This is a genomic window from Actinocorallia sp. B10E7 (assembly GCF_039871655.1).
Classification (GTDB): domain Bacteria; phylum Actinomycetota; class Actinomycetes; order Streptosporangiales; family Streptosporangiaceae; genus Actinocorallia.
In genome coordinates, this window is sequence record NZ_JBDPLZ010000004.1 from 756193 (window position 1) to 782338 (window position 26146).

At 70.3% G+C, this 26146-nt stretch carries 25 protein-coding genes; 21 read left to right on the forward strand and 4 right to left on the reverse strand.

All coding sequences use genetic code 11. The annotated features are described in order from the left end of the window. Nucleotides 1–21 precede the first annotated feature (21 nt). The 14 genes from ABGB12_RS17405 to ABGB12_RS17470 all read left to right on the forward strand — a co-directional run bounded on the left by ABGB12_RS17405 (nt 22) and on the right by ABGB12_RS17470 (nt 14028). Nucleotides 22–1059, forward strand: a complete 1038-nt coding sequence (locus ABGB12_RS17405) for a DUF3048 domain-containing protein (RefSeq protein WP_347679050.1) — start codon at nt 22–24, stop codon at nt 1057–1059. Nucleotides 1060–1200: 141 nt separating this feature from the next. Further along, nucleotides 1201–2112 (forward strand): pyridoxal 5'-phosphate synthase lyase subunit PdxS, encoded by a 912-nt coding sequence (pdxS, locus tag ABGB12_RS17410; RefSeq protein WP_347679052.1) that lies wholly within the window; start codon nt 1201–1203, stop codon nt 2110–2112. A gap of 88 nt (nt 2113–2200) precedes the next feature. Next, entirely contained in the window at nt 2201–2812 is a 612-nt protein-coding gene (locus tag ABGB12_RS17415; protein WP_347679054.1) for a hypothetical protein, read from the forward strand. A gap of 82 nt (nt 2813–2894) precedes the next feature. Further along, nucleotides 2895–3497 (forward strand): pyridoxal 5'-phosphate synthase glutaminase subunit PdxT, encoded by a 603-nt coding sequence (gene pdxT / locus ABGB12_RS17420; protein WP_347679056.1) that lies wholly within the window; start codon nt 2895–2897, stop codon nt 3495–3497. Nucleotides 3498–3502: 5 nt separating this feature from the next. After that, complete coding sequence (locus ABGB12_RS17425) at nt 3503–4261, forward strand: YebC/PmpR family DNA-binding transcriptional regulator (RefSeq protein WP_347679058.1); 759 nt, start codon at nt 3503–3505, stop codon at nt 4259–4261. A gap of 91 nt (nt 4262–4352) precedes the next feature. Continuing rightward, nucleotides 4353–4877 (forward strand): crossover junction endodeoxyribonuclease RuvC, encoded by a 525-nt coding sequence (ruvC, locus tag ABGB12_RS17430; RefSeq protein ID WP_347679202.1) that lies wholly within the window; start codon nt 4353–4355, stop codon nt 4875–4877. After that, on the forward strand, nt 4874–5482 hold the full coding sequence (ruvA, locus tag ABGB12_RS17435; RefSeq protein ID WP_347679060.1) for a Holliday junction branch migration protein RuvA: 609 nt from the start codon (nt 4874–4876) through the stop codon (nt 5480–5482). The genes ruvC and ruvA overlap by 4 nt, the downstream gene beginning before the upstream one ends. Beyond that, nucleotides 5479–6552 (forward strand): Holliday junction branch migration DNA helicase RuvB, encoded by a 1074-nt coding sequence (gene ruvB, locus ABGB12_RS17440; RefSeq protein ID WP_347679062.1) that lies wholly within the window; start codon nt 5479–5481, stop codon nt 6550–6552. The genes ruvA and ruvB overlap by 4 nt, the downstream gene beginning before the upstream one ends. A gap of 133 nt (nt 6553–6685) precedes the next feature. Beyond that, entirely contained in the window at nt 6686–7096 is a 411-nt protein-coding gene (gene yajC / locus ABGB12_RS17445; RefSeq protein ID WP_347679064.1) for a preprotein translocase subunit YajC, read from the forward strand. 31 nt (nt 7097–7127) lie between these two features. Then, complete coding sequence (secD, locus tag ABGB12_RS17450) at nt 7128–8894, forward strand: protein translocase subunit SecD (protein WP_347679066.1); 1767 nt, start codon at nt 7128–7130, stop codon at nt 8892–8894. After that, nucleotides 8894–10033: a protein translocase subunit SecF gene (gene secF, locus ABGB12_RS17455; protein WP_347679068.1), complete on the forward strand. Its 1140-nt coding sequence runs from the start codon at nt 8894–8896 to the stop codon at nt 10031–10033. The genes secD and secF overlap by 1 nt, the downstream gene beginning before the upstream one ends. Nucleotides 10034–10115: 82 nt before the next feature. Continuing rightward, entirely contained in the window at nt 10116–10634 is a 519-nt protein-coding gene (locus tag ABGB12_RS17460; protein ID WP_347679070.1) for an adenine phosphoribosyltransferase, read from the forward strand. A 294-nt stretch (nt 10635–10928) separates the two neighbouring features. Next, nucleotides 10929–13106, forward strand: coding sequence for a bifunctional (p)ppGpp synthetase/guanosine-3',5'-bis(diphosphate) 3'-pyrophosphohydrolase (locus tag ABGB12_RS17465; protein WP_347679204.1), 2178 nt, complete (start codon nt 10929–10931; stop codon nt 13104–13106). 121 nt (nt 13107–13227) lie between these two features. Further along, nucleotides 13228–14028: an SAM-dependent methyltransferase gene (locus tag ABGB12_RS17470; protein WP_347679072.1), complete on the forward strand. Its 801-nt coding sequence runs from the start codon at nt 13228–13230 to the stop codon at nt 14026–14028. 65 nt (nt 14029–14093) lie between these two features. Here the strand turns inward: ABGB12_RS17470 and aspS are convergent, their stop codons facing one another. From aspS to ABGB12_RS17485, 3 genes are read right to left on the reverse strand one after another with little or no spacing between them, the layout of a single operon-like run. Further along, nucleotides 14094–15845, reverse strand: a complete 1752-nt coding sequence (aspS, locus tag ABGB12_RS17475; RefSeq protein ID WP_347679074.1) for an aspartate--tRNA ligase — start codon at nt 15843–15845, stop codon at nt 14094–14096. Then, nucleotides 15842–17104 (reverse strand): histidine--tRNA ligase, encoded by a 1263-nt coding sequence (gene hisS, locus ABGB12_RS17480; protein WP_347679076.1) that lies wholly within the window; start codon nt 17102–17104, stop codon nt 15842–15844. Before hisS ends, aspS begins: the two co-directional genes overlap by 4 nt. Before the next feature lie 5 nt (nt 17105–17109). Next, complete coding sequence (locus tag ABGB12_RS17485) at nt 17110–17796, reverse strand: MBL fold metallo-hydrolase (protein ID WP_347679078.1); 687 nt, start codon at nt 17794–17796, stop codon at nt 17110–17112. Nucleotides 17797–17999: 203 nt separating this feature from the next. On the opposite strand from ABGB12_RS17485, the gene ABGB12_RS17490 reads away from it, so the two are divergent. Both ABGB12_RS17490 and ABGB12_RS17495 read left to right on the forward strand, forming a co-directional pair. Further along, nucleotides 18000–18764 carry a peptidylprolyl isomerase gene (locus ABGB12_RS17490; RefSeq protein ID WP_347679080.1) on the forward strand — a complete coding sequence of 255 codons (765 nt, stop codon included), beginning with the start codon at nt 18000–18002 and terminating at the stop codon, nt 18762–18764. A 56-nt stretch (nt 18765–18820) separates the two neighbouring features. Then, the gene (locus ABGB12_RS17495) at nt 18821–20077 is read left to right on the forward strand and encodes a DUF349 domain-containing protein (protein WP_347679082.1); all 1257 of its coding nucleotides are present in this window, start codon (nt 18821–18823) and stop codon (nt 20075–20077) included. A 64-nt stretch (nt 20078–20141) separates the two neighbouring features. On the opposite strand, the gene ABGB12_RS17500 is transcribed toward ABGB12_RS17495, so the two are convergent. Then, nucleotides 20142–20732: a TIGR03086 family metal-binding protein gene (locus ABGB12_RS17500; RefSeq protein ID WP_347679084.1), complete on the reverse strand. Its 591-nt coding sequence runs from the start codon at nt 20730–20732 to the stop codon at nt 20142–20144. Between the two features lie 79 nt (nt 20733–20811). On the opposite strand from ABGB12_RS17500, the gene ABGB12_RS17505 reads away from it, so the two are divergent. The 5 genes from ABGB12_RS17505 to ruvX all read left to right on the forward strand — a co-directional run bounded on the left by ABGB12_RS17505 (nt 20812) and on the right by ruvX (nt 26118). Beyond that, nucleotides 20812–22119, forward strand: a complete 1308-nt coding sequence (locus ABGB12_RS17505) for a replication-associated recombination protein A (protein ID WP_347679086.1) — start codon at nt 20812–20814, stop codon at nt 22117–22119. 139 nt (nt 22120–22258) lie between these two features. After that, a complete protein-coding gene (locus tag ABGB12_RS17510; protein ID WP_347679088.1) occupies nt 22259–22657 on the forward strand; it encodes a DUF948 domain-containing protein in 399 nt (132 codons plus the stop codon). After that, a complete protein-coding gene (locus tag ABGB12_RS17515) occupies nt 22654–23007 on the forward strand; it encodes a DUF6167 family protein (protein WP_347679090.1) in 354 nt (117 codons plus the stop codon). The genes ABGB12_RS17510 and ABGB12_RS17515 overlap by 4 nt, the downstream gene beginning before the upstream one ends. Further along, nucleotides 22994–25663, forward strand: a complete 2670-nt coding sequence (alaS, locus tag ABGB12_RS17520) for an alanine--tRNA ligase (RefSeq protein ID WP_347679092.1) — start codon at nt 22994–22996, stop codon at nt 25661–25663. The genes ABGB12_RS17515 and alaS overlap by 14 nt, the downstream gene beginning before the upstream one ends. Continuing rightward, nucleotides 25660–26118 (forward strand): Holliday junction resolvase RuvX, encoded by a 459-nt coding sequence (ruvX, locus tag ABGB12_RS17525; protein WP_347679094.1) that lies wholly within the window; start codon nt 25660–25662, stop codon nt 26116–26118. Before alaS ends, ruvX begins: the two co-directional genes overlap by 4 nt. Nucleotides 26119–26146 lie beyond the last annotated feature (28 nt).

Consider the following 26146-nt stretch of genomic DNA (forward strand, 5'->3'; position numbering starts at 1 on the left):
TCGGGGCGAGAGGTAGTCACCGTGCATCGTGTTTCACGGCGCAGGTTCACCTTCACGCTGGCCGGGCTGGTCTTCGGGGCCTCCGCCTGCTCCTCAGGAGGGGAGAAGCCGAAGGAGAGCACCCCCCAGGCGGGCTCTCCCACGCCCACGCCCACGCCGACCGCCACCCCCGCTCCGACCCACCCCTTCACCGGGGGGAGCAAGGGGCTGCGGAACAAGGTCCTGGCCGTCAAGATCGACAACACCGGCCCGGCCCATCCCCAGGAGGGGCTGCGCTCGGCCGACATCGTCTACGTCGAGCAGGTCGAGGGCGGCGAGACCCGGATCATGGCGATCTTCTGCTCCCGGCTGCCCGAGCGGATCGGGCCGGTCCGCAGCGCGCGGATCTCCGACCTGCACCTGCTCGACCAGTTCCGGCGGCCCGCGCTGGCCTTCTCCGGCGTCCAGACGAAGATGAAGCCCCTGATCCGCGAGGCCGACCTGATCGACGTCTCCCAGGACAACGGGGCCGGGGGCTACTACCGCTACAGCGGCGGGCGCGCGTCCGGACGCTACGCCCCCTACAACCTCTTCGGCGACCCCCGGAGCCTCCTGCGCCAGGCCCGGAAGGCGGGCCGCGCCCGCGACATCGGCTTCCGCTTCGGGCCCGCGCCCGAAGGCGGGCGGCCGATCCGGCAGTTCACCGCCCGGTGGCCGGCCGAGAGCCTCACCTTCAAGTGGTCGGCCCGGCAGAAGCGCTGGCTGAGCTACCACAACGGCACCGTCAACACCGCCGCGGAAGGGGGGATCCTGGGCGGCCGGACGATCGTGGTCCAGTACGTCAGGACCACCCGGTCGCGGTTCCACGACTTCCTGGGCTCCTACACCCCGCTGCTGCACACCACGGGCAAGGGCAAGGCCCTGGTCCTGCGGGACGGGAAGGCCTACGACTGCACCTGGTCGCGCCCCTCTCGGCGCCAGGGCACCGTCTTCACCACCGAGGGGGGCGAGCGGATGACCTTCGCGCCCGGACAGGTCTGGGTGGTGCTGGTCAATCAGGGCAAACCCATCGTTCCATGATGGAATCCTTATTTCCCATCAGGGGAGGGTCGAGCTCGGTGGGAACCAGGCAATATCATGGAAGGTGAGAGCAGTCGCGTCTTATCGAGAAAACCCGAGAGACCGACGAACCGTTTCGCCGACCTTCCGAAGGAACATCCCGTGACTACCACTTCCCCTGCCGACAACACTCCCGCCGTCGGCACCGCACGTGTCAAGCGCGGTATGGCGGAGATGCTCAAGGGCGGGGTGATCATGGACGTGGTCACGCCCGAGCAGGCCAAGATCGCCGAGGACGCGGGCGCCGTCGCGGTCATGGCGCTGGAGCGGGTCCCCGCCGACATCCGCGTCGAGGGCGGGGTCTCCCGGATGAGCGACCCCGACATGATCGACGGGATCATCGAGGCGGTCTCCATCCCCGTCATGGCCAAGGCCAGGATCGGCCACTTCGTGGAAGCCCAGGTGCTGCAGGCCCTCGGCGTCGACTACATCGACGAGTCCGAGGTCCTCACCCCCGCGGACTACACCAACCACATCGACAAGTGGGCCTTCACCGTCCCCTTCGTCTGCGGCGCCACCAACCTCGGCGAGGCCCTGCGCCGGATCACCGAGGGCGCGGCCATGATCCGCTCCAAGGGCGAGGCCGGCACCGGCGACGTCTCCAACGCCACCACCCACATGCGCCAGCTGCGCGACGAGATCCGCCGCCTGTCCTCCCTGCCCGAGGACGAGCTGTACGTCGCGGCCAAGGAGCTGCAGGCCCCCTACGACCTGGTCAAGGAGGTCGCGCAGACCGGCAAGCTGCCGGTCGTGCTGTTCACCGCGGGCGGCATCGCCACCCCGGCCGACGCCGCGATGATGATGCAGCTGGGCGCCGAGGGCGTGTTCGTCGGCTCCGGGATCTTCAAGTCCGGCGACCCGGTCAAGCGGGCCGAGGCCATCGTCAAGGCCACCACCTTCCACGACGACCCCGACGTCATCGCCAAGGTCTCCCGCGGTCTGGGCGAGGCCATGGTCGGCATCAACGTGGGCTCCCTGCAGGAGGCGGACAAGTTCGCCGGGCGCGGCTGGTGACGAGCGGGCGGTGACCCCTCCCACGGACGGTGGCGGAGGCGTTACGCTTGCGACGGCCGGGCGGGCACTCGGCCAGGAGGGGTCGGGCATGGGCTGGTCTGCTGCGCTCGCGTGCGCGAGCATCGGCGAGCCGGGACGGGTCTTCCGTCCCGGGCTGGAGAACGACGAGGGCGCGGCCCTGGAGCTGGCGCGCCGGCTGTACCCGGCCGCCACGGTGGAGGACGCGGGCAGGACGGTCCTCGACTTCGCCCTGTGGCCCTACGACGACGAGCTGTTCATCGGCGTCTACGACGGCGCCCTGCTCGTCTGCGACCGGCGGTTGTGCGGCCTGGACGAGGGGGCCAGGGGCATCGCCGACACGATCGCCTCGGTCCTGCCCGGCTCCGGCTGCGGGGTCCTGGTCCTGCACAGCGAGGCGAGGGGCTGCTGGTTCCGCCGCTACCGCGACGGCTCCCTCGTCCGTGACGTCTACCTGACCGCGGAGGACGGCGTGGTCGTCGACCAGGGCGAGCCGCTGCCGGCCGAGGCCCCCTACCGCAAGGCGATCGAGGAGCGGGAGGCGGACGTGCCGCTGCCCTTCGATCCCGAGGAGTACGGGCTCGCCCTGGCCGCCGACCTGTTCGGCCACGACCTCGCCGCCCGGGGAAGCGACGGCTTCCTGCCCCTGGAACTCCCGGTCCGCAGGTTCCGCCTGGCGTAGCGGGCCGGGGACCGGGGGCGGAGGAAGATCGCGGGCCCGTCGCGGCGTTCTACACTGAAGTCCAACCTGAGAGGTCCCTGTCTTGTCTGTCGTCATCGGTGTGCTCGCCCTGCAGGGCGATGTCCGCGAGCACGCCCGCGCCCTGGAGGCCTGCGGGGCGCAGACCCTGGCCGTGCGCCGCGCCGACGAACTGGAGCGGTGCGACGGGCTGGTGATCCCCGGCGGGGAGTCCACCGCGATGTGGCGGCTGCTGCGGGCCTTCGACCTGCTGGAGCCCCTGCGCAAGCGGATCGAGGCCGGGCTGCCCGCCTACGGCTCGTGCGCCGGCATGATCATGCTGGCCGATCGGATCGTGGACGGCGCGGCCGGCCAGGAGACCATCGGCGGCATCGACATGGTGGTGCGCCGCAACGCCTTCGGCCGGCAGGTGGACTCCTACGAGTCCACGATCCACTTCGACGGACTCCCGATGGAGGCCGTCTTCATCCGGGCGCCCTGGGTCGAGTCGGTCGGCGAGGGCGTCGAAGTCCTCGGACGCGTCGAGACGGGCGATCGCGCCGGTAGGATCGTCGCGGTCCGCCAGGGGCGTCTCATGGCGACGGCCTACCATCCGGAACTCACAGGGGACCACACCGTGCACCGCTACTTCGCCGAGCTGGTGCGTCAGTCGAAGAACGAGGGGTAGAGAGCATGTCCGGCCACTCCAAATGGGCGACGACCAAGCACAAGAAGGCGGCCCTGGACGCCAAGCGGGGCAAGCTCTTCGCCAAGCTGATCAAGAACATCGAGGTCGCGGCGAGGGTCGGCGGTCCCGACGCCGACTCCAACCCGACCCTGTTCGACGCGATCTACAAGGCCAAGAAGAACTCGGTCCCCAACGACAACATCGAGCGCGCCCGCAAGCGCGGCGGCGGCCTGGAGGCCGGCGGCGCCGACTGGCAGACGATCATGTACGAGGGCTACGCGCCCGGCGGCGTCGCGGTCCTCATCGAGTGCCTCACCGACAACCGCAACCGCGCGGCCTCGGAGGTGCGCGTGGCGCTGACCCGCAACGGCGGCTCGCTGGCCGACCCGGGCTCGGTGTCCTACATGTTCAACCGCAAGGGCGTCGTGGTAGTGCCCAAGGAGGGCACCACCGAGGACGACGTCATGATGGCCGCGCTGGACGCGGGCGCCGAGGAGATCAACGACCTGGGCGAGAACTTCGAGGTGGTCTCCGAGGCGGGCGACCTGCTGACCGTCCGCAAGGCCATCCAGGAGGCCGGGATCGACTACGAGTCGGCGGAGAGCTCCTTCCTGCCGACCATGCAGATCGAGCTGGACGCCGAGGGCGCCCGCAAGGTCTTCCGGCTGATCGAGGCGCTGGAGGACAGCGACGACGTGCAGAACGTCTGGGCCAACTTCGACGTCAGCGACGAGGTCCTCGCCGAGCTGAACGAAGAGGACTGATCGCCTCCCCGCGCCGCCCGTGCCACCGGTACGTGCGGCGCGGTAGGGTTTCTTGCGAACTGGTGTTCGGACGATGATCAGGGGTGGGCCGTTGCGGGTGCTGGGAGTGGACCCGGGGCTCACCCGTTGCGGCGTGGGCGTCGTGGAGGGCGTCCCCGGAGCGCCGCTGACCCTGGTGCACGTCGGGGTCATCCGCACCGACGCCGACCTGGACCCGGCCGAGCGGCTGCTGCGCATCGAGCAGGGCCTGGAGCGGGTCCTCGAGGAGTTCTCGCCCGAGGCCGTGGCCGTCGAGCGGGTCTTCGCCCAGCACAATGTCAGCACCGTGATCGGCACGGCGCAGGCCGCCGGGGTGGCGATGCTCTGCGCGGCCCGGCGGGGCCTGCCGGTCGCCACGCACACCCCCAGTGAGGCCAAGGCCGCGATCACCGGCAGCGGCCGGGCGGACAAGGCGCAGGTCACCCTGATGGTCACCAGGCTGCTGCGGCTGAGCGCCGCGCCGAAGCCCGCGGACGCGGCGGACGCGCTGGCGCTGGCCATCTGTCATGTGTGGCGGGGCGACGCCCAGGCCAGGCTCGCCGCCGCCGTCCGGCGAGGAAGGGGAGCCAGGCGATGATCGCCTTCATCAGCGGCAGGGTGGACTCCACCGGCGCCGAGGGCGCCGTGGTGGAGGTCGGCGGGGTGGGCCTGTCGGTCCTGTGCACACCGCACACCGCCGCCGCGCTCACGCCGGGGGAGCAGGCCCGGCTGGCCACCTCACTGGTGGTGCGCGAGGACTCGCTGACCCTCTACGGCTTCGCCGACGACGACGAGCGGGTGGTCTTCGAGCTGGTGCAGACGGCCAGCGGCGTCGGGCCCAAGGTGGCGCTGGCCATGCTGGCCACGCACAGCCCGAATGCGATCCGGCGGGCCGTGGCCACGGGCGACGCTCGCGCGCTGACCCTGGTTCCCGGCATCGGCCCCAAGGGCGCCCAGAAGATCATCCTGGAGCTCAAGGACAAGCTGGGGATGCCGGTCGGCGCCGCCGCCGACGAGCAGGTGCCGCGGCAGCGGGTGCAGCCGTGGCGCGAGCAGGTGGCGGCCGGCCTGCAGAGTCTGGGCTGGGCCGCCCGCGACGCCGACGCCGCGGTCGCCGCGGTCGCCGACGAGCTGGACGGCGAGCAGGTGCCCCCGATCCCCGACCTGCTCAAGGCCGCCCTGCGGAAGCTGAGCCGCCCGTGAACGAGGAACGGCTCGTCTCCGCCGAGCAGAGCGTCGAGGACCAGGCGATCGACGCCGCGCTGCGGCCCAAGCAGCTCGACGACTTCATCGGCCAGGAGCGGGTGCGCGAGCAGCTGTCCCTGGTCCTGCACAGTGCCCTGCGCCGGGGCAGGACCCCCGACCACGTGCTGCTGTCGGGCGGTCCCGGCCTGGGCAAGACCACCCTCGCCATGATCATCGCCGCGGAGCTGGGCAGGCCGCTGCGCATCACCTCGGGCCCGGCCATCGAGCGCGCCGGAGACCTCGCCGCGGTGCTGTCCACGCTCAGCGAGGGCGAGGTGCTCTTCCTCGACGAGATCCACCGCATGGCCCGGCCCGCCGAGGAGATGCTCTACCTGGCGATGGAGGACTTCCGGGTCGACGTGGTGGTCGGCAAGGGCCCGGGCGCCACCGCGATCCCGCTGGACATCGCGCCCTTCACCCTGGTCGGCGCGACCACCCGGGCCGGCATGCTGCCCGGGCCGCTGCGCGACAGGTTCGGCTTCGTCGCCCACATGGACTTCTACGAGCCGGGCGAGCTCGAGGTGATCGTCCGTCGTTCGGCAGGGCTGCTGGGCGTGCGGATCGACGACGAGGCCGCGGCCGAGGTCGCCTTCCGCTCCCGCGGCACCCCCCGCATCGCCAACCGGCTGCTGCGCCGGGTGCGCGACTACGCCGAGGTCAGGGCCGACGGGCTGGTCACCAGGGAGCTGGCCAGGGCGGCGCTGAACCTGTACGAGGTGGACGAGCAGGGCTTGGACCGGCTGGACCGGGCGGTGCTGAGGGCGCTGCTGACCAAGTTCGGCGGAGGCCCGGTCGGCCTGTCGACCCTGGCGGTCAGCGTGGGCGAGGAGCCCGAGACCGTGGAGGTCGTCGCCGAGCCTTTCCTGGTGCGCCAGGGGCTGCTGGCCCGCACCGCCCGGGGCCGGATCGCCACCCCCGCCGCCTGGGAGCACCTGGGGCTGACGCCGCCCCCGTCCGCGGGGCCCCCCATGGGCACGGGCGCCGCGCCCGTCTCGACGCTGTTCGACGTGGGCGGGGAAGGCGACTAGCCTGACCGCTGAGTTCCGGGAACTTCGCGGCGGGTTGAGTCGTCACGTCTTTGCCGGTGGGACTTCCACTCTCTACACTCCGGGACTTGGTCACCGGCAACCAGCCTGACCAAGAGACCAGAAACAGGACGATATGTCGATTCTCGCAGCAGAGCAGCAGGGTAATGCGCTCGCCTCCTTCCTCCCGCTGATCCTCATCGCGGTGGCGTTCTACTTCTTCCTGATCCGCCCGCAGAAGAAGCGTCAGCAGGAACAGCAGAAGATGCAGCAGAGCCTGCAGCCCGGCACCCGGATCGTGACGGCCGGCGGCATCTACGGCACCGTCCTGGACAACGACGAGGGCGACCTCCTGCTGGAGATCGCCGAGGGCGTCGAGATCCGGCTTCTGGCCCAGGCGGTCATGCGGGTGGTCGAGGAGACCGACTACGTCGAAGAGGGCGAGGAGGCCGGCGAGGAGTCCGGCGAGGAGGGCAAGGTCGAGCTGTCCAAGTCCAAGGACGGTGAACCCTCCTCCGAGTCCTCGCAGGCAGTCGACAAGGCCTGAAGAAGGCTCCCTACGGAAGAATTGACGACCAGTGGCGTCCAACCGAAACGTCCCCAATCCGGTCCGTACGCTCGTGGTGCTCTTCGCCGTGCTCGGGCTGCTGACCGGAGTGATGTTCCTGCAGGGTACGACGACTCCCAAACTCGGCCTTGACCTCGCGGGTGGCACGACCGTCACGATGACGGCGCAGACCGAGAGCGGCAAGAGCGCTCCCGCGGAGCAGATGGACCAGGCCATCAAGATCATCCGCGACCGGGTGAACGGGTCGGGCCTCACCGACGCCGAAGTCACCAAGCAGGGCGACAACGTCATCGTGGTCTCCGTCCCCGGAGACGAGAACGACCAGAAGCAGATCATCGACCTGGTCGGCACCACGGCCCAGCTGCAGTTCCGCCAGGTGCTGGTGAGCGGGGTCGGCTCGACCTCCCTCGCGCCGACCGCCGAGCCGAGCGCCGACCCGAGCACCAGCCCCACGAGGAGCCCGTCCGTCGCGCCGCCCGGCCCCTCGGCCGAGCCCTCCGCGAAGCCGTCGGGCAACAACCGGGCGCTCTCGGGGGCCCTGGTCGCCGAGCCGACCACGAGCCCGAGCGCCTCGCCCAGCAAGACGCCCTCCCCGGAGAAGTCCGACGAGAAGAAGGACGAGCCGGGGGACGACGCAGGCGAGGACTTCTCGAAGGTCGACGACAAGAAGGTCGTCGCGCTCTACAAGGAGACGACCTGCGGCCCCAACGGCACCAAGGTGCCCGGCGCCGACGACGCTAACGCCAAGTACGTGGTGGCCTGCGAGACCGACGGCTCCTACAAGTACATCCTGGGCCCGACCCGGGTGCACGGCACCGAGGTCGACCAGGCCGCGGCCCAGCCGCCGAACGCCCAGTCGGGCCAGACCGGCTGGGAGGTGGCCCTGCAGTTCAAGAAGAAGGGCGCCGACCAGTTCGGCCAGCTCACCAAGGAGGCCGACCAGGCCTACCGGAGCAACCCCTACTCGCCCGAGGCGCAGATCGCGATCGTGCTGGACGGCCAGGTCATGTCGGCCCCCTCGATCAACCAGGGCGCGATCCTGGGCGGCACCGCCAGCATCTCCGGCGGGACCGACTTCAACCAGGAGTACGCCGAGAACCTGGCCCAGGTGCTCAAGTACGGCGCGCTGCCGCTGAAGTTCCCCGAGGACAAGCGCACCGTCGAGTCGATCTCCTCCTCGCTCGGCGCCGACCAGCTGCGAGGCGGCCTCATCGCCGGCGCGATCGGCCTGATCCTCGTGGTGGTGTACTGCTTCCTGTACTACCGGGCGCTCGGCCTGGTCGCGGTGCTCAGCCTCGGGATCGCCGCGGCGATCACCTACCTGTCGGTGGTGATCCTGGGCGAGAACCTCGGATTCCGGCTCTCGCTGCCGCACATCATCGGTCTGATCGTCTCGATCGGCATCACCGCGGACTCGTTCATCGTCTACTTCGAACGGCTGCGGGACGAGCTCAAGCTCGGCCGCCCGCTGCGGCCCTCGGTCGAGGTGTCCTGGAAGCGCGCCCGGCGCACCATCCTGGTGGCCGACGCGGTGAACTTCCTGGCCGCGATGGTGCTGTACTTCCTGGCCGTCGGCGGCGTCCGCGGCTTCGCCTTCGCGATGGGCCTGACCACCATCATCGACGTGATCGTGGTCTTCTTCTTCACCAAGCCGCTGGTCGCGGTGCTGGCCCGGCGCAGGTTCTTCGCCACCGGGCACAAGTGGTCCGGGCTCGACGCCATCCGGTTGAACAAGCCCACCCCGAACTTCCGCGCGACGAAGCCCCAGGAGGCCTGATGTCGTTCTCAAGCGCTCTCCGGAGGTTCGTCCGAGGGGACATCGCGACCGACATCGTCGGCCGCCCGAAGCTCTGGTACTCCATCTCCGCCCTGCTGATCCTGTTCTCGATCGCGGGCCTGCTGATCCGTGGCCTGAACTTCGGCGTGGAGTTCACCGGCGGCTCGGTGTTCACCGTCGGCGCCCCCAAGGCCTCGATCGAGCAGGTCCGGGAGGCGGTGGACAGCCAGACCGGCAGTGAGTCGATCGTGCAGAAGGCCGGTGACAACTGGCGGGTCACCACCGAGTCGCTGACGACCGACGAGGTCGCGCAGGTTCAGCGGCACATCAGCCAGGAGCTGGACGTCCCGGTCAACGAGATCAGCGCCCAGGTGGTCGGCTCCACCTGGGGCGGCGACGTCAGCGAGAAGGCCTGGCAGGCGCTGATCGTCTTCCTGATCCTGGTCGTCGCCTACCTGTCGGTCGCCTTCGAGTGGCGGATGGCGCTGGCGGCGATGGTCGCCCTGCTCCACGACCTGATCATCACGGCCGGCATCTACGCCTGGTCGGGCTTCAACGTCACTCCGGCGACCCTGCTGGGCTTCCTGACCATCCTCGGTTATTCGCTCTACGACGCCGTGGTCGTGTTCGACATGATCAAGGAGGTCACCAAGCCGCTCAACGAACGGTCGAAGATCACCTACAGCCAGGCCGCCAACCAGGCGCTCAGCAGCACCCTGGTGCGCTCGCTGAACACGACCCTGGTGGCGATCCTGCCGGTGGCCTCGATCCTGTTCATCGGCTCGACCCTGCTGGGCGCCGGCACCCTGAAGGACCTGTCGCTGGCACTGTTCGTCGGCATGATCGTGGGCACCTACTCCTCGATCTGCGTGGCGACCCCGATGCTGGTGCAGCTCAAGGAGCGCGAGCCCCTGTACATCCAGCTGCGCGAGAACATCGCGCGGCGGGAGGCCAGCGCCAAGCGCCAGAAGAAGGCCGGTGGCGCGGTCGCGGAGGACGGCTCCGAGACCGACCTCGACGAGGAGGAGCCGGACGAGGCGGATGAGCCCGCCGAGGCGGGCCCGTCAGTCGCGGTCAAGACCGCTCCCGGACTCCGCAAGCAGCCCAAGAAGGGCACCCGCAGCAGCAGGCGCTCCTGACGGAGCCCACTTGGGGAGGTGCATGATCGGTCGCCGGACACGATCATGCACCTCCCGCCATGAGGAAGGAAGAAAGACCCCCATGTCCCTGCAACAGACGATCAACGCGTTGATCCGGGACGTTCCCGACTACCCTCAGCCGGGCATCCTGTTCAAGGACATCACCCCCCTGCTGCACGACGCCACCGCCTTCAAGGCGGTGATCTCCGCCATCGCCGAACAGGCGGGGCCGGTGGACAAGGTGGCGGGCCTGGAGGCCAGGGGCTTCCTGCTGGCGGCCCCGGTGGCGCTGGAACTGGGTGTTGGATTCGTCCCGGTCCGCAAATCGGGAAAGCTGCCTTCGGCGACGTACGCTGAGACCTATGATCTGGAGTACGGCACCGCGACGATCGAGGTTCACCGGGACGCCTTCGAGCCCGGGGACCGCGTCCTGATCGTGGACGACGTGCTGGCGACCGGAGGCACCGCTCAGGCGGCGGTCTCACTGGTCCGTCAGGCGGGTGCCGAGGTCCGGGGTCTGAGCGTGTTGATGGAACTCACCTTCCTCAACGGGCGGGACCGGTTCACGGATCTTCCCATCCACTCCCTGGTCATGGTCTGACCTTAAAGTGGCTTTCGGACAGGAATCCGAAAGCGTCCCGATACACTGGGCCTTTACCAGGGAATCGTTCGACGACGAGGAGGCTGGGTGCCCGGTGAGACGACTGGGACGGGAACGCGTGTGAGCGTCACGCCCGTCCACGGCACCCCAGGCCCGGGTGAGGCCACGCCGGAGGAGACGAGCCGTCCGGCGCCCTCGGGAGCGAGCGCCTCCGCGGCCTCGTCGGCCATTCCCCCGTCCGCGGCCAGGGTGCGCCGACGGCTCGCCAGACTGGGCGCCCAGCGCGGTCCCATCATGAATCCAGTGCTGGAACCACTGATCAAGACGGTCCGCAACACGCATCCGAAGGCGGACGTGCGGCTGATCGAACGCGCCTACGACGTGGCGGCGCACCACCACCGCCACCAGAAGCGCAAGAGCGGCGACCCGTACATCACCCATCCGCTGGCCGTGACGACGATCCTGGCCGAGCTGGGCATGTCCACCGAGACGTTGTGCGCGGCGCTGCTGCACGACACCGTCGAGGACACCGCCTACACCCTGGAGGAGCTGCGGGCGGACTTCGGCGACGAGATCGCCGCCCTGGTCGACGGTGTCACCAAGCTCGACAAGGTCAAGTACGGCGACGCCGCCGAGGCCGAGACCGTGCGCAAGATGGTCGTGGCCATGGCCCGGGACATCCGGGTACTGGTGATCAAGCTGGCCGACCGGCTGCACAACATGCGCACCCTGCGCTACATGCCCCGCCACAAGCAGGAGAAGAAGGCCCGCGAGACGCTGGAGATCTTCGCCCCGCTGGCGCACCGCCTGGGCATGAACACCCTCAAGTGGGAGCTGGAGGACCTGGCCTTCGCCACCCTCTACCCCAAGCGCTTCGACGAGATCGCCCGCCTGGTCTCCGAGCGCGCCCCGCGCCGCGACGTCTTCCTGCAGGAGGTCATAGAGAACGTCTCGGCCGACCTGCGCGAGGCGCGGATCAAGGCCACCGTCACCGGGCGGCCCAAGCACTACTACTCGATCTACCAGAAGATGATCGCCCGGGACTGCTCCTTCGAGGACATCTACGACCTCGTCGGCATCCGGGTGCTGGTGGACAGCGTCCGCGACTGCTACGCCGCCCTCGGCTCGATCCACGCGCGATGGAACCCGGTCCCCGGCCGGTTCAAGGACTACATCGCGATGCCGAAGTTCAACATGTACCAGTCGTTGCACACCACGGTGATCGGCCCCGAGGGCAAGCCGGTGGAGCTGCAGATCCGCACCTGGGGCATGCACCGGCGGGCGGAGTACGGCGTCGCGGCGCACTGGAAGTACAAGGAAGAGACCGTGGGCGGGCGCAAGGCCGCCGACATGCAGTGGCTGCGCCAGTTGCTGGACTGGCAGAAGGAGACGGCCGACCCGGCGGAGTTCCTGGAGTCGCTGCGCTTCGACCTGTCGGTCTCGGAGGTCTTCGTCTTCACCCCCAAGGGCGACGTCATGGCGCTGCCCCAGGGAGCCACCCCGGTCGACTTCGCCTACGCGATCCACACCGAGGTCGGCCACCGCACGATCGGCGCCCGGGTCAACGGGCGGCTGGTGCCGCTGGAGTCCACCCTGGACAACGGCGACTCGGTGGAGATCTTCACCTCCAAGGCGCAGGACGCCGGACCGTCCCGGGACTGGCTGGGCTTCGTCAAGAGCGCCCGCGCCCGCAACAAGATCCGGCACTGGTTCTCCAAGGAGCGCCGGGACACCGCGATCGAGTCCGGTAAGGACTCGATCGCCCGCGCGATGCGCAAGCAGAACCTGCCGCTGCAGCGCATGATGTCGGGGGAGGCGCTGCTGGCCCTGTCCCGCGACCTGCGCTACCCGGACGTCTCGGCCCTGTACGCCGCGGTCGGCGAGGGCCACATCTCGGCCCAGACCGTGGTGCAGAAGCTGGTCCAGGCACTGGGCGGGGTGGAGAGCGCCGAGGAGGACCTGGCCGAGCTCGCCATCCCCACCAAGCGCAGGGCGCGCCGCGCGGGTCCCGTCGGCGACCCGGGCGTGGTCGTGGCGGGTGATCCCGATGTCTGGGTCCGCCTGTCCCGCTGCTGCACGCCCGTCCCCGGCGACGACATCATCGGGTTCGTCACCCGCGGCAGCGGCGTCTCGGTCCACCGCACCAACTGCGTCAACATCGAGGAGCTCAGGAGCCAGCCCGACCGCCTGATCGACGTGAAGTGGTCTCCCGGCGAGGACTCGGTCTTCCTGGTCGCCATCCAGGTCGAGGCCCTGGACCGGCCCCGGCTCCTGTCGGACGTCACCAGGGTGCTGTCGGACCACCACGTCAACATCCTGTCGGCCACCGTCGCGACCACCCGCGACCGGGTCGCGACCAGCCGTTTCACCTTCGAGATGGGCGACCCCAAGCATCTGGGCCACGTCCTCAAGGCGGTCCGCTCCATAGACGGCGTCTACGACGTCTACCGCGTCAACAACGGCGCGGGCTGACGAAGGCACCAGGAAAGATCATTAAATCTCCTCCGAAGAGGGTCATATCGGCGTAGTTTGAGAAGTGGCCGGATTCGGACGGCCTGATCCCTTCCAACCCTTTTCCCGCAGGAGCCTGACCGTGAAGTCCCCCGAGGGTTTCGAGATCGACGCGACCGTGCCGCACCAGGCCAGGGTCTGGAACTACTTCCTGGGCGGCAAGGACTACTACGAGGCCGACAAGGCGTTCGCCGAGCAGATCCTCCAGGCCTACCCGGGCATGCGGGATGTCGCGCGCCAGACGCGGGCGTTCCTCGGCCGCGCGATCAGCCACTTGGCGGAAGAGGCGGGGATCCGCCAGTTCCTGGACGTCGGCACCGGGCTTCCCACCGCCGGCAACACCCACGAGATCGCCCAGGGGATCGCACCCGAATCCCGCGTCGTCTACGTCGACAACGACCCGCTGGTGCTGGTCCACGCCCAGGCACTGCTGACCAGCACGCCCGAGGGCGTCTGCGCCTACCTGGACGCCGACGCCCGCGAGCCGGAGCGCATCCTGGAGCAGGCCGCCGAGACCCTGGACTTCGACCAGCCGATCGCCCTGAGCATCCTGGGCGTCCTGGGCACGATCTGGGACGACGAGCAGGCCGAGGACGTGCTGAGGCGGTTCCTGGAGGCGCTGCCTCCGGGCAGCTACCTGGTGCTGGAGGACGGCACGAACACCGTCGACTCCGAGGCGGCCGGCGAAGCGGAGAAGGTCGTGGAGAAGAAGGACGGCTACGACTACAAGCTGCGCACCCCCGAGCAGATAGCCCGCTTCTTCGAGGGGTTGGAGCTGCTGGAGCCCGGCGTGGTCTCGGTCGCGCGCTGGCGGCCCGAGCCCAACCGATGGGGCACGCCCGCGGCGGTCGACGCCTACTGCGGGGTCGCTCGCAAGGGGTGAGAGAACGCCGAAGCGGCGGGGAGCGCACACGCTCCCCGCCGCTTCTCGCTTTCCGTGATCTGCGGTCAGCCCTGGGGCTTGACCGGGGCGTCGATGCCCGCCTCCTTGCGCTGCTGCGCGGTGATCGGGGTGGGCGCGCCGGTGAGCGGGTCCAGGCCGGAGGCCGCCTTGGGGAAGGCGATGACCTCGCGGATGGTCTCCGCGCCGATCAGGAGGGTGACCAGGCGGTCCAGGCCCAGGGCGATGCCGCCGTGCGGGGGCGGGCCGTAGTTGAAGGCCTCCAGCAGGAAGCCGAACTGCGACTGGGCCTCCTCCTCGGGCAGGCCGATCGCGGCGAACGCCCGCTCCTGGACGTCCTTGCGGTGGATGCGGATCGAGCCGCCGCCCAGCTCGGTGCCGTTGAGCACCAGGTCGTAGGCGTTGGACAGGGCCGAGCCCGGGTCCTTGTCGAAGGTGTCGAGGCAGTCGTCGGTGGGCGCGGTGAACGGGTGGTGCACCGCGTGCCAGCCGGTCTGCTCGCCGCTCGCGTCCTCGATCGGCTCGAACATCGGGAAGTCCACCACCCACAGGAACTTCCACGCCGACTCGTCGATCAGGCCGCAGCGGCGGCCGATCTCCAGCCGGGCCGCGCCCAGCAGCTCCAGCGCGTGGGTGCGGCGGCCGGCCGCGAAGAAGATCGCGTCACCGGGGGCGGCACCGGCGGTGACGGCGAGGTTCTCCAGGTGCTCGGCGGAGAGGTTCTTGGCGACCGGGCCGCGCAGCGAGCCGTCCGCCTCGACCAGGACGTACGCCAGGCCCCTGGCACCGCGCGCCTTGGCCCACTCCTGCCAGGCGTCGAGCTCCTTGCGGGTCTGGGACGCGCCGCCGGGCATGACGACCGCGCCGACGTGCTCGGCCTGGAAGACCCGGAACTCGGTGCCGCTGAAGTAGCCGGTGAGGTCGACCAGCTCCTGGCCGAAGCGCAGGTCGGGCTTGTCGGAGCCGTACTTGGCCATGGCCTCGGCGTAGGTCATCCGGGGCAGCGGCAGCGGCACCTCGTAGCCGGCCAGTTCCTTCCACACGCGGGCCACCAGCGCCTCGCCGACCTTCAGGACGTCCTCCTGGTCGACGAAGGACATCTCGACGTCGACCTGGGTGAACTCCGGCTGCCGGTCGGCGCGGAAGTCCTCGTCCCGGTAGCAGCGGGCGATCTGGTAGTACTTCTCCAGCCCGGCGACCATGAGCAGCTGCTTGAACAGCTGCGGGGACTGCGGCAGGGCGTACCAGTGGCCGGGCTTGAGCCGCACCGGCACCAGGAAGTCCCGCGCGCCCTCGGGCGTGGAGCGGGTGAGGGTCGGGGTCTCCACGTCGACGAAGCCCTGCTCGCGCAGCACCTCGCGGATCAGGAAGGTGGCCTCCGACCGGGCCCGCAGCGCCCTGGCCGCGCTCTCCCTGCGGATGTCGAGGTAGCGGTGCTTGAGCCGCACCTCCTCGTTGACGTTGACGTCGCCCTCGATGGGGAAGGGCAGCGGAGCCGACTCCGACAGCACCTCGATCTCGTCGGCCACGACCTCGACCGCGCCGGTCGGCAGCTCGGGGTTCTCGTTGCCCTCGGGCCGCACCCGGACCGAGCCGGTGATCTTGACGCAGAACTCCGAGCGCAGGTCGTGGGCGGCGTCCTCCTCGCGGAACACCACCTGGACGGTGCCGGACGCGTCGCGCAGGTCGATGAAGGTGACCCCGCCGTGGTCACGGCGGCGGGCCACCCAGCCGGCCAGCACGACCTGCGTGCCGGCGTGCTCCGCCCGGAGCGAGCCGGCCTCGTGCGTGCGAATCATGATGAGAGCCTTCTTTTGAGAACGTCGACGACTTCGGTGAGCGGGACGGCGATCTGCTCGCCGGCGGCCAGGTCCTTGAGCTGCGCGGACCCGGCGGCGAGATCTCGATCCCCGAGGATCAGGGCGTAGGCCGCGCCGGAGCGGTCGGCGCCCTTCATGCCCGCCTTCATGCTGCGGCCGCCGAAGCCCTGGTCGGCGGCGATCCCGGCCCGCCGCAGGGCGGTGACCAGCTTGAAGACCTCCCGGGCCGCCTGCTCGCCCAGCGCCACACCGTAGACCTGGACGGTCGTGCCCGCGACGGCCGGGACCCGCTCGGCCTCCATCGCCAGGACGATGCGGTCCAGGCCGAGGCCGAAGCCGATGCCGGGCAGGGGCGGGCCGCCGATGGTCTCCGACAGCCCGTCGTAGCGTCCGCCGCCGCCGATGCCCGACTGGGAGCCCAGCAGGGCGTGGTCGAACTCGAACAGGGTGCGGGTGTAGTAGTCCAGGCCGCGCACCAGCCGGGGGTTGTCGGTCCAGGGGATCGACAGGTCGGCCAGCAGTTCGCGCACCCGGTCGTAGTGGGCCTTGCAGCCCGCGCACAGGTGGTCGGAGACCAGCGGGGCGTCGCCGAGCTGGGCGATCACCTCGGGCCGCTTGTCGTCCAGGACGCGCAGCGGGTTCAGCTCGACCCTCCTGCGGGTGTCGGAGTCCAGGTCCAGGCCCCGCAGGAAGGACTGCAGGGCGGCCCGGTAGGCCGGACGGCACTCGGCGTCGCCCAGGGTGTTCAGGTGCAGGGTGACCTGCCGCAGGCCCAGCTCCTGGTAGTAGTCCCAGGCCAGGGCGATGGTCTCGGCGTCGATCGCCGGATCCTCCGAGCCCAGGGCCTCGAGGTCGACCTGGTAGAACTGCCGGTACCGGCCGGACTGGGGCCGCTCGTAGCGGAAGACGGGGCCGACGGCCCAGACCTTCACCGGCAGCGCGCCCTTGTGCAGGTTGTGCTCCAGCGCCGAGCGCAGCGCCCCGGCGGTGATCTCCGGCCGGAGCGTGATCGAACGCCCGCCCCGGTCATCGAAGGTGTACATCTCCTTGGTCACCACGTCGGTGGACTCGCCGACGCCGCGGGCGAACAGCTGGGTGTCCTCGAAGACCGGCAGCTCCAGGTAGGAGTAGCCGGCCCGGCTCGCCGCGGCCGCGAAGGCGTCGCGGGCGGCCAGGAACGCCGCCGAGCGCGGCGGAACGTATTCACTGACCCCCTTGGGGGCCTGGAAAGTGCTCATAAAGATCAGAAGCCTCGTTTGGGGCCTTCGGCGGGTGCGAGATCCGACAGGTACGGATTGCTCACGCGCTCACGGCCGATGGTCGTCTGGGGCCCGTGCCCGGGCAGCACCACGGTCTCGTCCGGCAGGGGCAGGCAGACCTTGGCCAGGCTGCGCAGGATGGCCTGGTGGTCGCCGCCCGGAAGGTCGGTGCGGCCGATGGACCCGGCGAACAGGAGGTCTCCGGAGAACATCACCTGGAGGTCCTCGAACGGGGTCCGGAACGTCACCGACCCGGGCGTATGGCCGGGGGCGTGCTCGACGGTCAGCTCCAGCCCCGCCAGCTCCAGCACCGAGCCGTCGGAGAGCTCGCGCACGTCGTCCGGCTCGCTCAGGGTGAGCCCGCCGAACAGCTGGGCGGAGGTCACCCCGAAGCCCTTGGCCGGGTTCGACAGCAGGTCGCGGTCGTCGGGATGGATGAACGCCGGGACGTCGCGCGCTCCGCAGACCGGCGCCACCGACCACACATGGTCGAGATGGCCGTGCGTGAGGATCACCGCGACCGGCTTGAGCCGGTGCTCGCGCAGGATCTCCTCGACCCCGTCGGCGGCGTCCTGTCCGGGGTCGATGATCACGCACTCCTCGCCCGCGGCGGGAGCCACCACATAGCAGTTGGTGGCGAAGGAGCCTGCGGGAAACCCGGCGACGAGCACGTTCTGCCTCTCTGTATGCGGCCCTTATGCTGGGGCCGCTTGGATGCACGGAAGGTGATCCCGAGCCTACCGGGGGGTCAGGCTCCTCCGCGAACGAGTTCGTCGTGTCCCGCCGGGGAGGCGGGCGGGATCCGGGACCGATACGATGCCCAGCACTGATCATCATCAGCGTACGGCACGGGAGATCAGAGGAGGCTGCCGCAGTGGCCGGCAAGGACCGCAAGAAGGAACTGGCTCGTCGGCGCTATGAGCGCCAGCAGGCGCACCGCGCCGCCGAGGAGGCCGCGGCCAAGAGGCGCAGCTTGATCGGCGCGTCCGTCGCCACGGCGGTGGTGGTCCTGGGCGTTGCGGGAGCGGCCTACGCCTTCACCCGGGACGAGGAGAAGGCCGACGACCCGACGGTCGCCGCCGAGACGCCCAAGCCGGGGGAGTGCCTCTACTCCTCCGAGGGCGAGGCCGCCAAGGACGTCGGCGCGCCGCCGGCGAAGCCCGTCCACGACGGCGACGTGGAGGCGAAGGTCAAGACCTCGGCCGGCGAGTTCACCTTCACGCTGGACGGGAAGAAGGCCCCCTGCACCGTGAACTCCTTCGCGCACCTGGCGAAGGAGAAGTACTTCGACGGCACCGAGTGCCACCGCCTGACCGACAACGTCCTGCAGTGCGGCGATCCGACAGGGTCGGGATCGGGCGGTCCGGGGTATCAGTTCGCCAACGAGAACACCGAGGGCGCCCGGTACAAGAAGGGCGTCCTGGCGATGGCGAACGCGGGGCCCGACACCAACGGCAGCCAGTTCTTCATCGTGTACAAGGACTGGGACGACCTGCCGGCGAACTACACCGTCTTCGGTACGGTCTCCTCGGGCCTGGACAAGGTCGAGGAGATCGCCGACGCGGGCTCCGAGCCCGAGGGTGATGGCAAGCCCAAGAAGAAGGTCGAAATCGACAGTGTCTCGATCGCGAAGAAATAGTGACTCGGGACGCTAGTGTTTGATAGGCCCGGAATACATAACCGACAGTTCGGGCCATGACGCAGGAGGCAAGGGTGTCCAGCGCCACAGATCCGTGGGGCCGTGTCGACGAAGAGGGCACGGTCTATGTGAAGACCGCGGACGGCGAGAGGGTCGTGGGTTCCTGGCAGGCGGGCGCCCCTGAGGAGGCCCTTGCCTACTTCAAGCGCAAGTACGACTCCCTCGCCACCGAGATCGGGCTGCTCGAGCAGCGGATCAAGACCACCGACCTGGCTCCGGCCCAGGCGGCCAGCAGCATCGAGCGGCTCAGGGAGTCGGTCGTGGACGCCCACGCGGTGGGCGACCTCGACTCCCTGCTGCGGCGGCTGGACGCGCTGGGCGAGATGGCGGGAAAGAAGCGCGAGGAGCTGAAGGTCCAGCGCGACCACGCCCGCAGCGCGGCCCGGGAGGCCAAGGAGCGCATCGTCGCCGAGGCCGAGCGCATCGCCGCCGAGGAGACCCACTGGAAGAACGGCGGCGAGCGGCTGCGGCAGCTCGTCGAGGAGTGGAAGGCGGCCGAGCGCATCGACCGCGCCACCGAGACCGTCCTGTGGAAGCGGTTGTCGTCGGCGCGCAACGCCTTCACCAAGCGCCGCAAGGCCTACTTCTCCTCTCTGGAGGACCAGCGGGCCGCCGTGCAGGCGGAGAAGGAGCGCCTGGTCGCCGAGGCCGAGGCGATCTCCGGCTCCACCCAGTGGAACGACACCGCCGCGGCCTACCGCGACCTGATGCACCGCTGGAAGAACGCCGGACGGGCCTCGCGGGAGGCCGAGGAGGAGCTGTGGGCGCGCTTCAAGGGCGCCCAGGACGTCTTCTTCAACGCCCGCAAGGCGGCCTTCGACGAGCGGGACGCGGAGTTCGCCGGTAACGCCGAGGTCAAGGAGAAGCTGCTGGAGGAGGCCGAGCGCCTCGTCCCGGTGAAGAACCTCCGCCAGGCCAAGCAGCAGCTGCGCTCGGTCCAGGAACGCTGGGAGGCCGCGGGCATGGTCCCGCGCGCCGACCGGGACCGGCTGGAGGGCCGGCTGCGCAAGGTCGAGGAGGCGGTGCGCCAGGCCGAGGAGGCCGAGTGGCGGCGCAGCAACCCCGAGGCCAGGGCGCGGGCCGAGGCGACGGTCGCCCAGCTGCGCTCCTCCATCGCCCAGCTGGAGGGCAAGCTGGCCAAGGCCGAGGCCGCGGGGAACGCCAAGGGCGTCAAGGACGCCCAGGAGGCGCTGTCCGCCCGCCGCGCCTGGCTGGAGGAGGCCGAGCGGACCCTCGCGGAGTTCACCGGCTGATCATCACGTATGGAAGGGACCCGCGTGGCCGTCAGGTCACGCGGGTTCCGGCTTTCCCGGGCCCTCATCCAGAGGCCCGCTCGGGGAAGGAGCCCTCGTCCCGGCCCAGGAAGGCCAGCAGCCGGGTGAGCTCGCCCGCGCCGCGCGGCGGGGTCAGCGCCGGGCCGAGGAGCCCCTCCTTGCGCATGGTGGTGCCGATGACCTGGGCGGTGGCCGAGGCCCGGTGGACGAGGTCGGGGTCCAGGCGCACCGGCAGCCCGGCGGCACGGGCCAGGTCCCAGGCGTGGACCAGCAACTCCAGCACGTAGGTGTCGAGCAGGTCGCGCAGGGGGAGCTCGCCGAACCCGCCGAAGGGGATGGGGGTGGCCAGGGCCTCGGGGGTGAGGGCGGCGGCGCAGGCGGCCCTGGCCCGCCGCCAGGAGGCCACCGGGTCGGGCCCCACCAGCCGTCCGGGGGCGTCCGCCGCGTCCGGGGGCTCCTCGCGCCCGACCAGCGCGATGATCTCCAGCTGGCCGCCGATCACATGGCCGAGCAGGTCCCCGGCGGTCCAGCCCTCGCACGGCGACGGGAGGCTCCAGGCGTTCTCGGGCACGCCGACGACGACGCCCTCGAACAGGTCGAGGGCGCGCTCGTATCCGCTGGGTTCCCGTGTCATGAGGGACAAGGTCACTCCCGTTCCGGCCGCTCTGTCAACCACAACGCCGCTTCTGGACTGCGCCGGATAGTGTCACCTTATGGACAGCTTGTTCGACGTTCCCGCGGAGGACGCCCAGAAGGCGAACGAGCCCCTGGCCGTCCGGATGCGCCCCCGGACCCTGGAGGAGGTCGTCGGGCAGGAGCACCTCACCGGCCCGGGGACGCCGATCCGGCAGCTCGTGGAACGGGACGCCCCGATGTCCCTGGTGCTGTGGGGGCCGCCGGGCACCGGCAAGACCACCCTGGCCACCGTGATCAGCCAGGCCTCGCGCCGCCGCTTCGTGGAGATCTCCGCGGTCTCCGACGGGGTGAAGCAGGTCCGGGAGGCCATCGCCCAGGCCAAGCGGGAGCTGGGCATGACCGGGCGGCAGACGCTGCTGTTCGTCGACGAGGTCCACCGGTTCAACAAGGCGCAGCAGGACGCCCTGCTCCCCGCGGTGGAGAACCGCTGGGTCTCGTTCATCGGCGCGACCACCGAGAACCCGTTCTTCTCGGTCAACAGCCCCCTGCTGTCCCGTTCGCTGCTGCTGACCCTCCAGCCCCTCGGCGACGACGAGGTCCGTGCGGTTCTGAAACGCGCCCTGACGGACGAACGGGGCATCAAGGCGGTACTGACCGGGGAGGCGGAGGACCACCTCGTCAGGCTCGCCGGAGGGGACGCGCGCCGCTCCCTGACCTACCTGGAGGCCGCCGCCCTGGTCGCGGTCGACGGCGAGATCACCGTGGACGTCCTGGAGAAGGCCGTCGACCGTGCCGCCGTCCGCTACGACCGCGACGGCGACCAGCACTACGACGTGGTCAGCGCGTTCATCAAGAGCATCAGGGGCAGTGACGTGGACGCGGCCCTGCACTACCTCGCCCGGATGATCGTCGCGGGTGAGGACGCCAGGTTCATCGCCAGGCGGCTGATCGTCCACGCCAGCGAGGACATCGGCATGGCGGACCCGACGGCCCTGCAGACGGCCGTGGCCGCCGCCCACGCCGTCGAGCACGTCGGCCTGCCCGAGGCCAGGATCAACCTGGCCCAGGCGGTGGTCCACCTGTCGCTGGCGCCCAAGTCCAACGCGGTGATCACCGCCATCGACGAGGCCATGGCGGACGTGCGGCGGGGTGTCGTCGGTCACGTCCCCCACCACCTGCGGGACGCCCACTACCGGGGGGCCGAGAAGCTGGGCCACGGCAAGGGCTACCTCTACGCGCATGATCATCCTGGTGGGGTGGTCGCGCAGCAGTACGCCCCCGACGAGCTGGAGGGGCGGCGCTACTACCGGCCGACCAGGCACGGCGCGGAAACCCGGTGGAGCGAGGTGCTGGAGCGCATCAGAATGGTCCTCAAGGGCCGTTAGGCTGGAGAGGGTTCGGTGACCGGCCTTCGGGTCGCAGCCTGAGCAGCCCTCTCGCGATAGGGTCCGTGGACACGGACCCGGCGGAAACGCCGCCCCGTCGCCCCTTGCGTGGGCTCCCGAACCCGATTGGAAGACCCGGATGCTTACTGGTGGACAGCTCGCAGGTCTCATCATTGCCGTCTTCTGGGCGATCCTGGTCTCCTTCCTGGCGCTGGTGCTGCTGAAGCTGTCCCGGCTGCTGAAGGAGACCACCGAGCTGGTCGCCGAGCTGGGGGACCAGGCGGCCCCGCTGCTGGAGGACCTGGCCCGCACGGTGGAGCAGGCGGGCGAACAGCTCGACCGCACCGACGTGATCACCAAGCAGATGGCGGGGGTGAGCCAGAACGTCTCGGCGGTCACCACCGTGGTGACGTCGGTGGTCGGCGGCCCGCTGGTGAAGGCCGCGGCGTTCTCCTACGGGGTGCGCAAGGCGCTCGGCCGTCCCGAGGCTCCGGCCCGGCCGCAGCTGCCGTCCCAGCGAAGGGGAGGCCGCAGATGAAACGGCTCTTCTGGCTCACCGTCGGGGCGGGAACCGCCCTGTACGCCCAGCGCAGGGCGATGCGCTTCGCCCGCAGCCTGGCCCCGGAGAACCTCGCGGTCCGCGCCGTGGAGAACGCGGTGAAGACCGGGAGCACCACCGGCGACCGGCTGCGCGCCTTCGCCGAGGAGGTGCGGCTGAACATGGCCGAGCGAGAGGCCGAGCTGAACGAGGCCATCCGGTTGGACCAGGAGCCTCCGGTGGATCCCCGCCGGAACCGGCCGATCCGGATCCTCCAGGTGCGGCCCATACAAGACCACGACACCAAAGCAATCGACGACATCAAGGACGGAACACATGGAGTCGGCTGAGATCGCCCGCCGATACCTGCGGTACTTCGAGCAGAACGGGCACACCGTGGTGCCCTCGGCGAGCCTCATCGCCGAGGACCCGACACTGCTGCTGGTGCCCGCCGGCATGGTTCCGTTCAAGCCCTACTTCCTGGCCCAGCGCACCCCGCCGGCCAAGCGCATGACCAGCTGCCAGAAGTGCGTGCGGACCCCGGACATCGAGGAGGTCGGCAAGACCACCCGGCACGCCACCTTCTTCCAGATGCTGGGCAACTTCTCCATCGGCGACTACTTCAAGGAGCAGGCGATCCCCTACGCCTGGGAGCTGCTCACGCGCTCGCAGGCCGACGGCGGCTTCGGCTTCCCCGAGGAGAAGCTCTGGGTCACCGTCCTGCACGACGACGACGAGTCCGCCGAGATCTGGCACAAGAACGTCGGCGTCCCGCTGGAGCGCATCCAGCGCCGCGGCCTGGCCGACAACTTCTGGCACATGGGCGTCCCCGGACCGGGCGGCCCCTGCTCGGAGATCTACTACGACCGCGGCCCCGAGCACGGCCGCGAGGGCGGCCCCGAGGCCGACGAGGACCGCTACCTCGAGGTCTGGAACCTGGTCTTCATGCAGTACCAGCTCGGCAAGGTGCGCAGCAAGACCGACTTCGACATCGTGGGCGACCTCCCGGCCAAGAACATCGACACCGGCATGGGCCTGGAGCGCATGGCCGCGCTGCTGCAGGGCGTCGACAACATCTACGAGACCGACACCATGTGGAAGGTCCTCGACCGCGCGGCGCAGCTCACGAACTCGCGCTACGGCGCGGACGCGGGCGACGACGTGTCGCTGCGCGTCGTGGCCGACCACGTGCGCTCGGGCATGATGATGGTCGCCGACGGCATCCTGCCCTCCAACGAGGGCCGCGGCTACGTGCTGCGCCGCATCCTGCGCCGGGCGGTCCGCAAGCTGCGGCTGCTGGGCGGCCAGGAGCGCGGGCTGATGCACGAGCTGACGGCCACCGCGATCGCGGCGATGGGCGATCAGTACCCCGAGCTGGTCCGCACCGCCGCCAACATCCACACCGTCATCGACGCCGAGGAGGAGAGCTTCTCCCGGACCCTGCGCACCGGCGAGTCGATCTTCGACGTGGCCGTGCAGGAGTCCAGGAGCTCCGGCCGCAAGGTCGTCGGCGGCGCGGACGCCTTCAAGCTGCACGACACCTACGGCTTCCCGATCGAGCTCACCCTGGAGATGGCGGCCGAGCAGGGCCTGAGCGTCGACGAGGAGGGCTTCCGCCGGCTCATGACCGAGCAGCGGGAGCGGGCCAAGCGCGACGCCCAGGAGAAGAAGACCGGCAACGCCGACGTCTCGGTGCTGGGCGACCTGCTCGAGCAGGTCGGCGGCGCGATCGACTTCCTGGGCTACCAGGACTTCACCGCCGAGGCGCGGGCCGTCGGCATCCTGGTCAACGGCGCGAACGTCGCCGAGGCCGCGCAGGGCACCGACGTCGAGGTCGTGCTCGACCGCACCCCGTTCTACGCCGAGGGCGGCGGCCAGCTCGCCGACCACGGCGTGATCAGGTTCCTGGGCGGGGCCGAGGTCGAGGTCACTGACGTGCAGTCGCCGCTGACCGGGCTCACCGTGCACCGCGGCAGGGTGCGCTCAGGCCTGGCCCGCTCCGGCGACACCGTGCTGGCCGAGATCGACGTGAACCGCCGCAGGGCGATCTCCCGTTCGCACACCGCCACCCACATGGTCCACAAGGGCTTCCGGGCGGCGCTGGGCGAGTCGGCCGCGCAGGCCGGCTCGGAGAACTCTCCGGGCCGCTTCCGGTTCGACTTCACCGCCTCCGGCGCGGTCCCGCCGTCGGTGCTGCGCGACGTCGAGGCCGAGGTCAACGAGGTCCTGATCAACGACCTCGAGGTCAGGGCGTTCACCACCAGCCAGACCGAGGCGGTGGCGATGGGCGCGATGGCGCTGTTCGGCGAGAAGTACGGCGACGAGGTGCGGGTCGTCGAGGTCGGCGACTACTCCCGCGAGCTGTGCGGCGGCACCCACGTGGGCCGTTCGGGCCAGCTCGGCCTGATCAAGCTGCTGGGCGAGTCCTCCATCGGCGCCGGGGTGCGCCGTATCGAGGCGCTGGTGGGCATGGACGCCTTCCGCTTCCTGGCCCGCGAGAGCGTGCTGGTGGCCCAGCTGTCCGACCAGATGAAGGCGCGCCGCGAGGAGCTGCCCGAGCGGATCTCGGGCCTGGTGACCCGGCTGCGGGAGGCGGAGAAGGACCTGGAGCGGCTGCGGGCCGAGCAGGTGCTGGCCGCCTCGGCGGGGCTGGCCGAAGGCGCCAGGGACGTGAACGGCATCGCCTTCGTGGGCCATCGCGCGCCCGACGGCACCGGCGCGGACGACCTGCGCAAGCTCGCCGTGGATGTGCGCTCCCGGATCCAGGGCCGGCCCTCCGTGGTCATGATCGCGGGTGTGCCGAAGGACCGTCCGGTCGTCGTCATCGCGGTCGACGAGAGGGCCAGGGAACTCGGCCGCAAGGCCGGAAAGCTGGTGTCGCTGGCCGCCAGGACGCTCGGCGGTGGTGGCGGCGGAAAGGACGATCTCGCCCAGGGCGGCGGTGCCGACGCCGGTAAGATCGCCGAAGCGTTGAACGTGGTGGAACACGCGGTGGGAGCCGAGTGAGACAGGGTGTGCGGCTGGCCGTCGATGTGGGCAGCGTCCGGATAGGCGTGGCCCGCAGCGATCCGGCCGGCATCCTGGCCACCCCCTTGGAGACCGTTCGTGCGGGCCGGGGCGATGCCGCCCGGATCCTCGCCCTGGCCGCCGAACACGAAGTCTTGGAGATCATCGTCGGCCTGCCGACGAACCTGTCCGGCAAGGAGGGCCAGGCGGCCTCCGCGGCTCGGGCCTTCGCCAGGAGATTGGCACTCAAACTCCCCTTCGGCACGGTGCGTCTCTATGACGAGCGTCTCACGACCGTGACCGCCGCCAGCGGTCTGCGGGCCGGCGGTACCAAGGCCAAGAACCAACGCGGCGTCATCGACCAGGCCGCGGCGACGGTCCTGCTGCAGGCGGCGTTGGACTCCGAGCGGCTGACCGGCAACCCGCCGGGCACGCCGGTCAAGGGGAAAGAGTGAGTGAGACAGAAGAAGTTCGACAAGCGGC

Coding starts and splice junctions, on each gene's coding strand:
- ABGB12_RS17415 (WP_347679054.1), top strand. CDS start 2,201: ATGGGCTGGTCTGCTGCGCTCGCGTGCGCGAGCATCGGCGAGCCGGGA.
- ABGB12_RS17425 (WP_347679058.1), top strand. CDS start 3,503: ATGTCCGGCCACTCCAAATGGGCGACGACCAAGCACAAGAAGGCGGCC.
- ruvA (WP_347679060.1), top strand. CDS start 4,874: ATGATCGCCTTCATCAGCGGCAGGGTGGACTCCACCGGCGCCGAGGGC.
- yajC (WP_347679064.1), top strand. CDS start 6,686: ATGTCGATTCTCGCAGCAGAGCAGCAGGGTAATGCGCTCGCCTCCTTC.
- secF (WP_347679068.1), top strand. CDS start 8,894: ATGTCGTTCTCAAGCGCTCTCCGGAGGTTCGTCCGAGGGGACATCGCG.
- ABGB12_RS17460 (WP_347679070.1), top strand. CDS start 10,116: ATGTCCCTGCAACAGACGATCAACGCGTTGATCCGGGACGTTCCCGAC.
- ABGB12_RS17465 (WP_347679204.1), top strand. CDS start 10,929: ATGAATCCAGTGCTGGAACCACTGATCAAGACGGTCCGCAACACGCAT.
- aspS (WP_347679074.1), bottom strand. CDS start 15,845: ATGATTCGCACGCACGAGGCCGGCTCGCTCCGGGCGGAGCACGCCGGC.
- hisS (WP_347679076.1), bottom strand. CDS start 17,104: ATGAGCACTTTCCAGGCCCCCAAGGGGGTCAGTGAATACGTTCCGCCG.
- ABGB12_RS17495 (WP_347679082.1), top strand. CDS start 18,821: ATGACGCAGGAGGCAAGGGTGTCCAGCGCCACAGATCCGTGGGGCCGT.
- ABGB12_RS17500 (WP_347679084.1), bottom strand. CDS start 20,732: ATGACACGGGAACCCAGCGGATACGAGCGCGCCCTCGACCTGTTCGAG.
- ABGB12_RS17505 (WP_347679086.1), top strand. CDS start 20,812: ATGGACAGCTTGTTCGACGTTCCCGCGGAGGACGCCCAGAAGGCGAAC.
- ABGB12_RS17510 (WP_347679088.1), top strand. CDS start 22,259: ATGCTTACTGGTGGACAGCTCGCAGGTCTCATCATTGCCGTCTTCTGG.
- ABGB12_RS17515 (WP_347679090.1), top strand. CDS start 22,654: ATGAAACGGCTCTTCTGGCTCACCGTCGGGGCGGGAACCGCCCTGTAC.
- alaS (WP_347679092.1), top strand. CDS start 22,994: ATGGAGTCGGCTGAGATCGCCCGCCGATACCTGCGGTACTTCGAGCAG.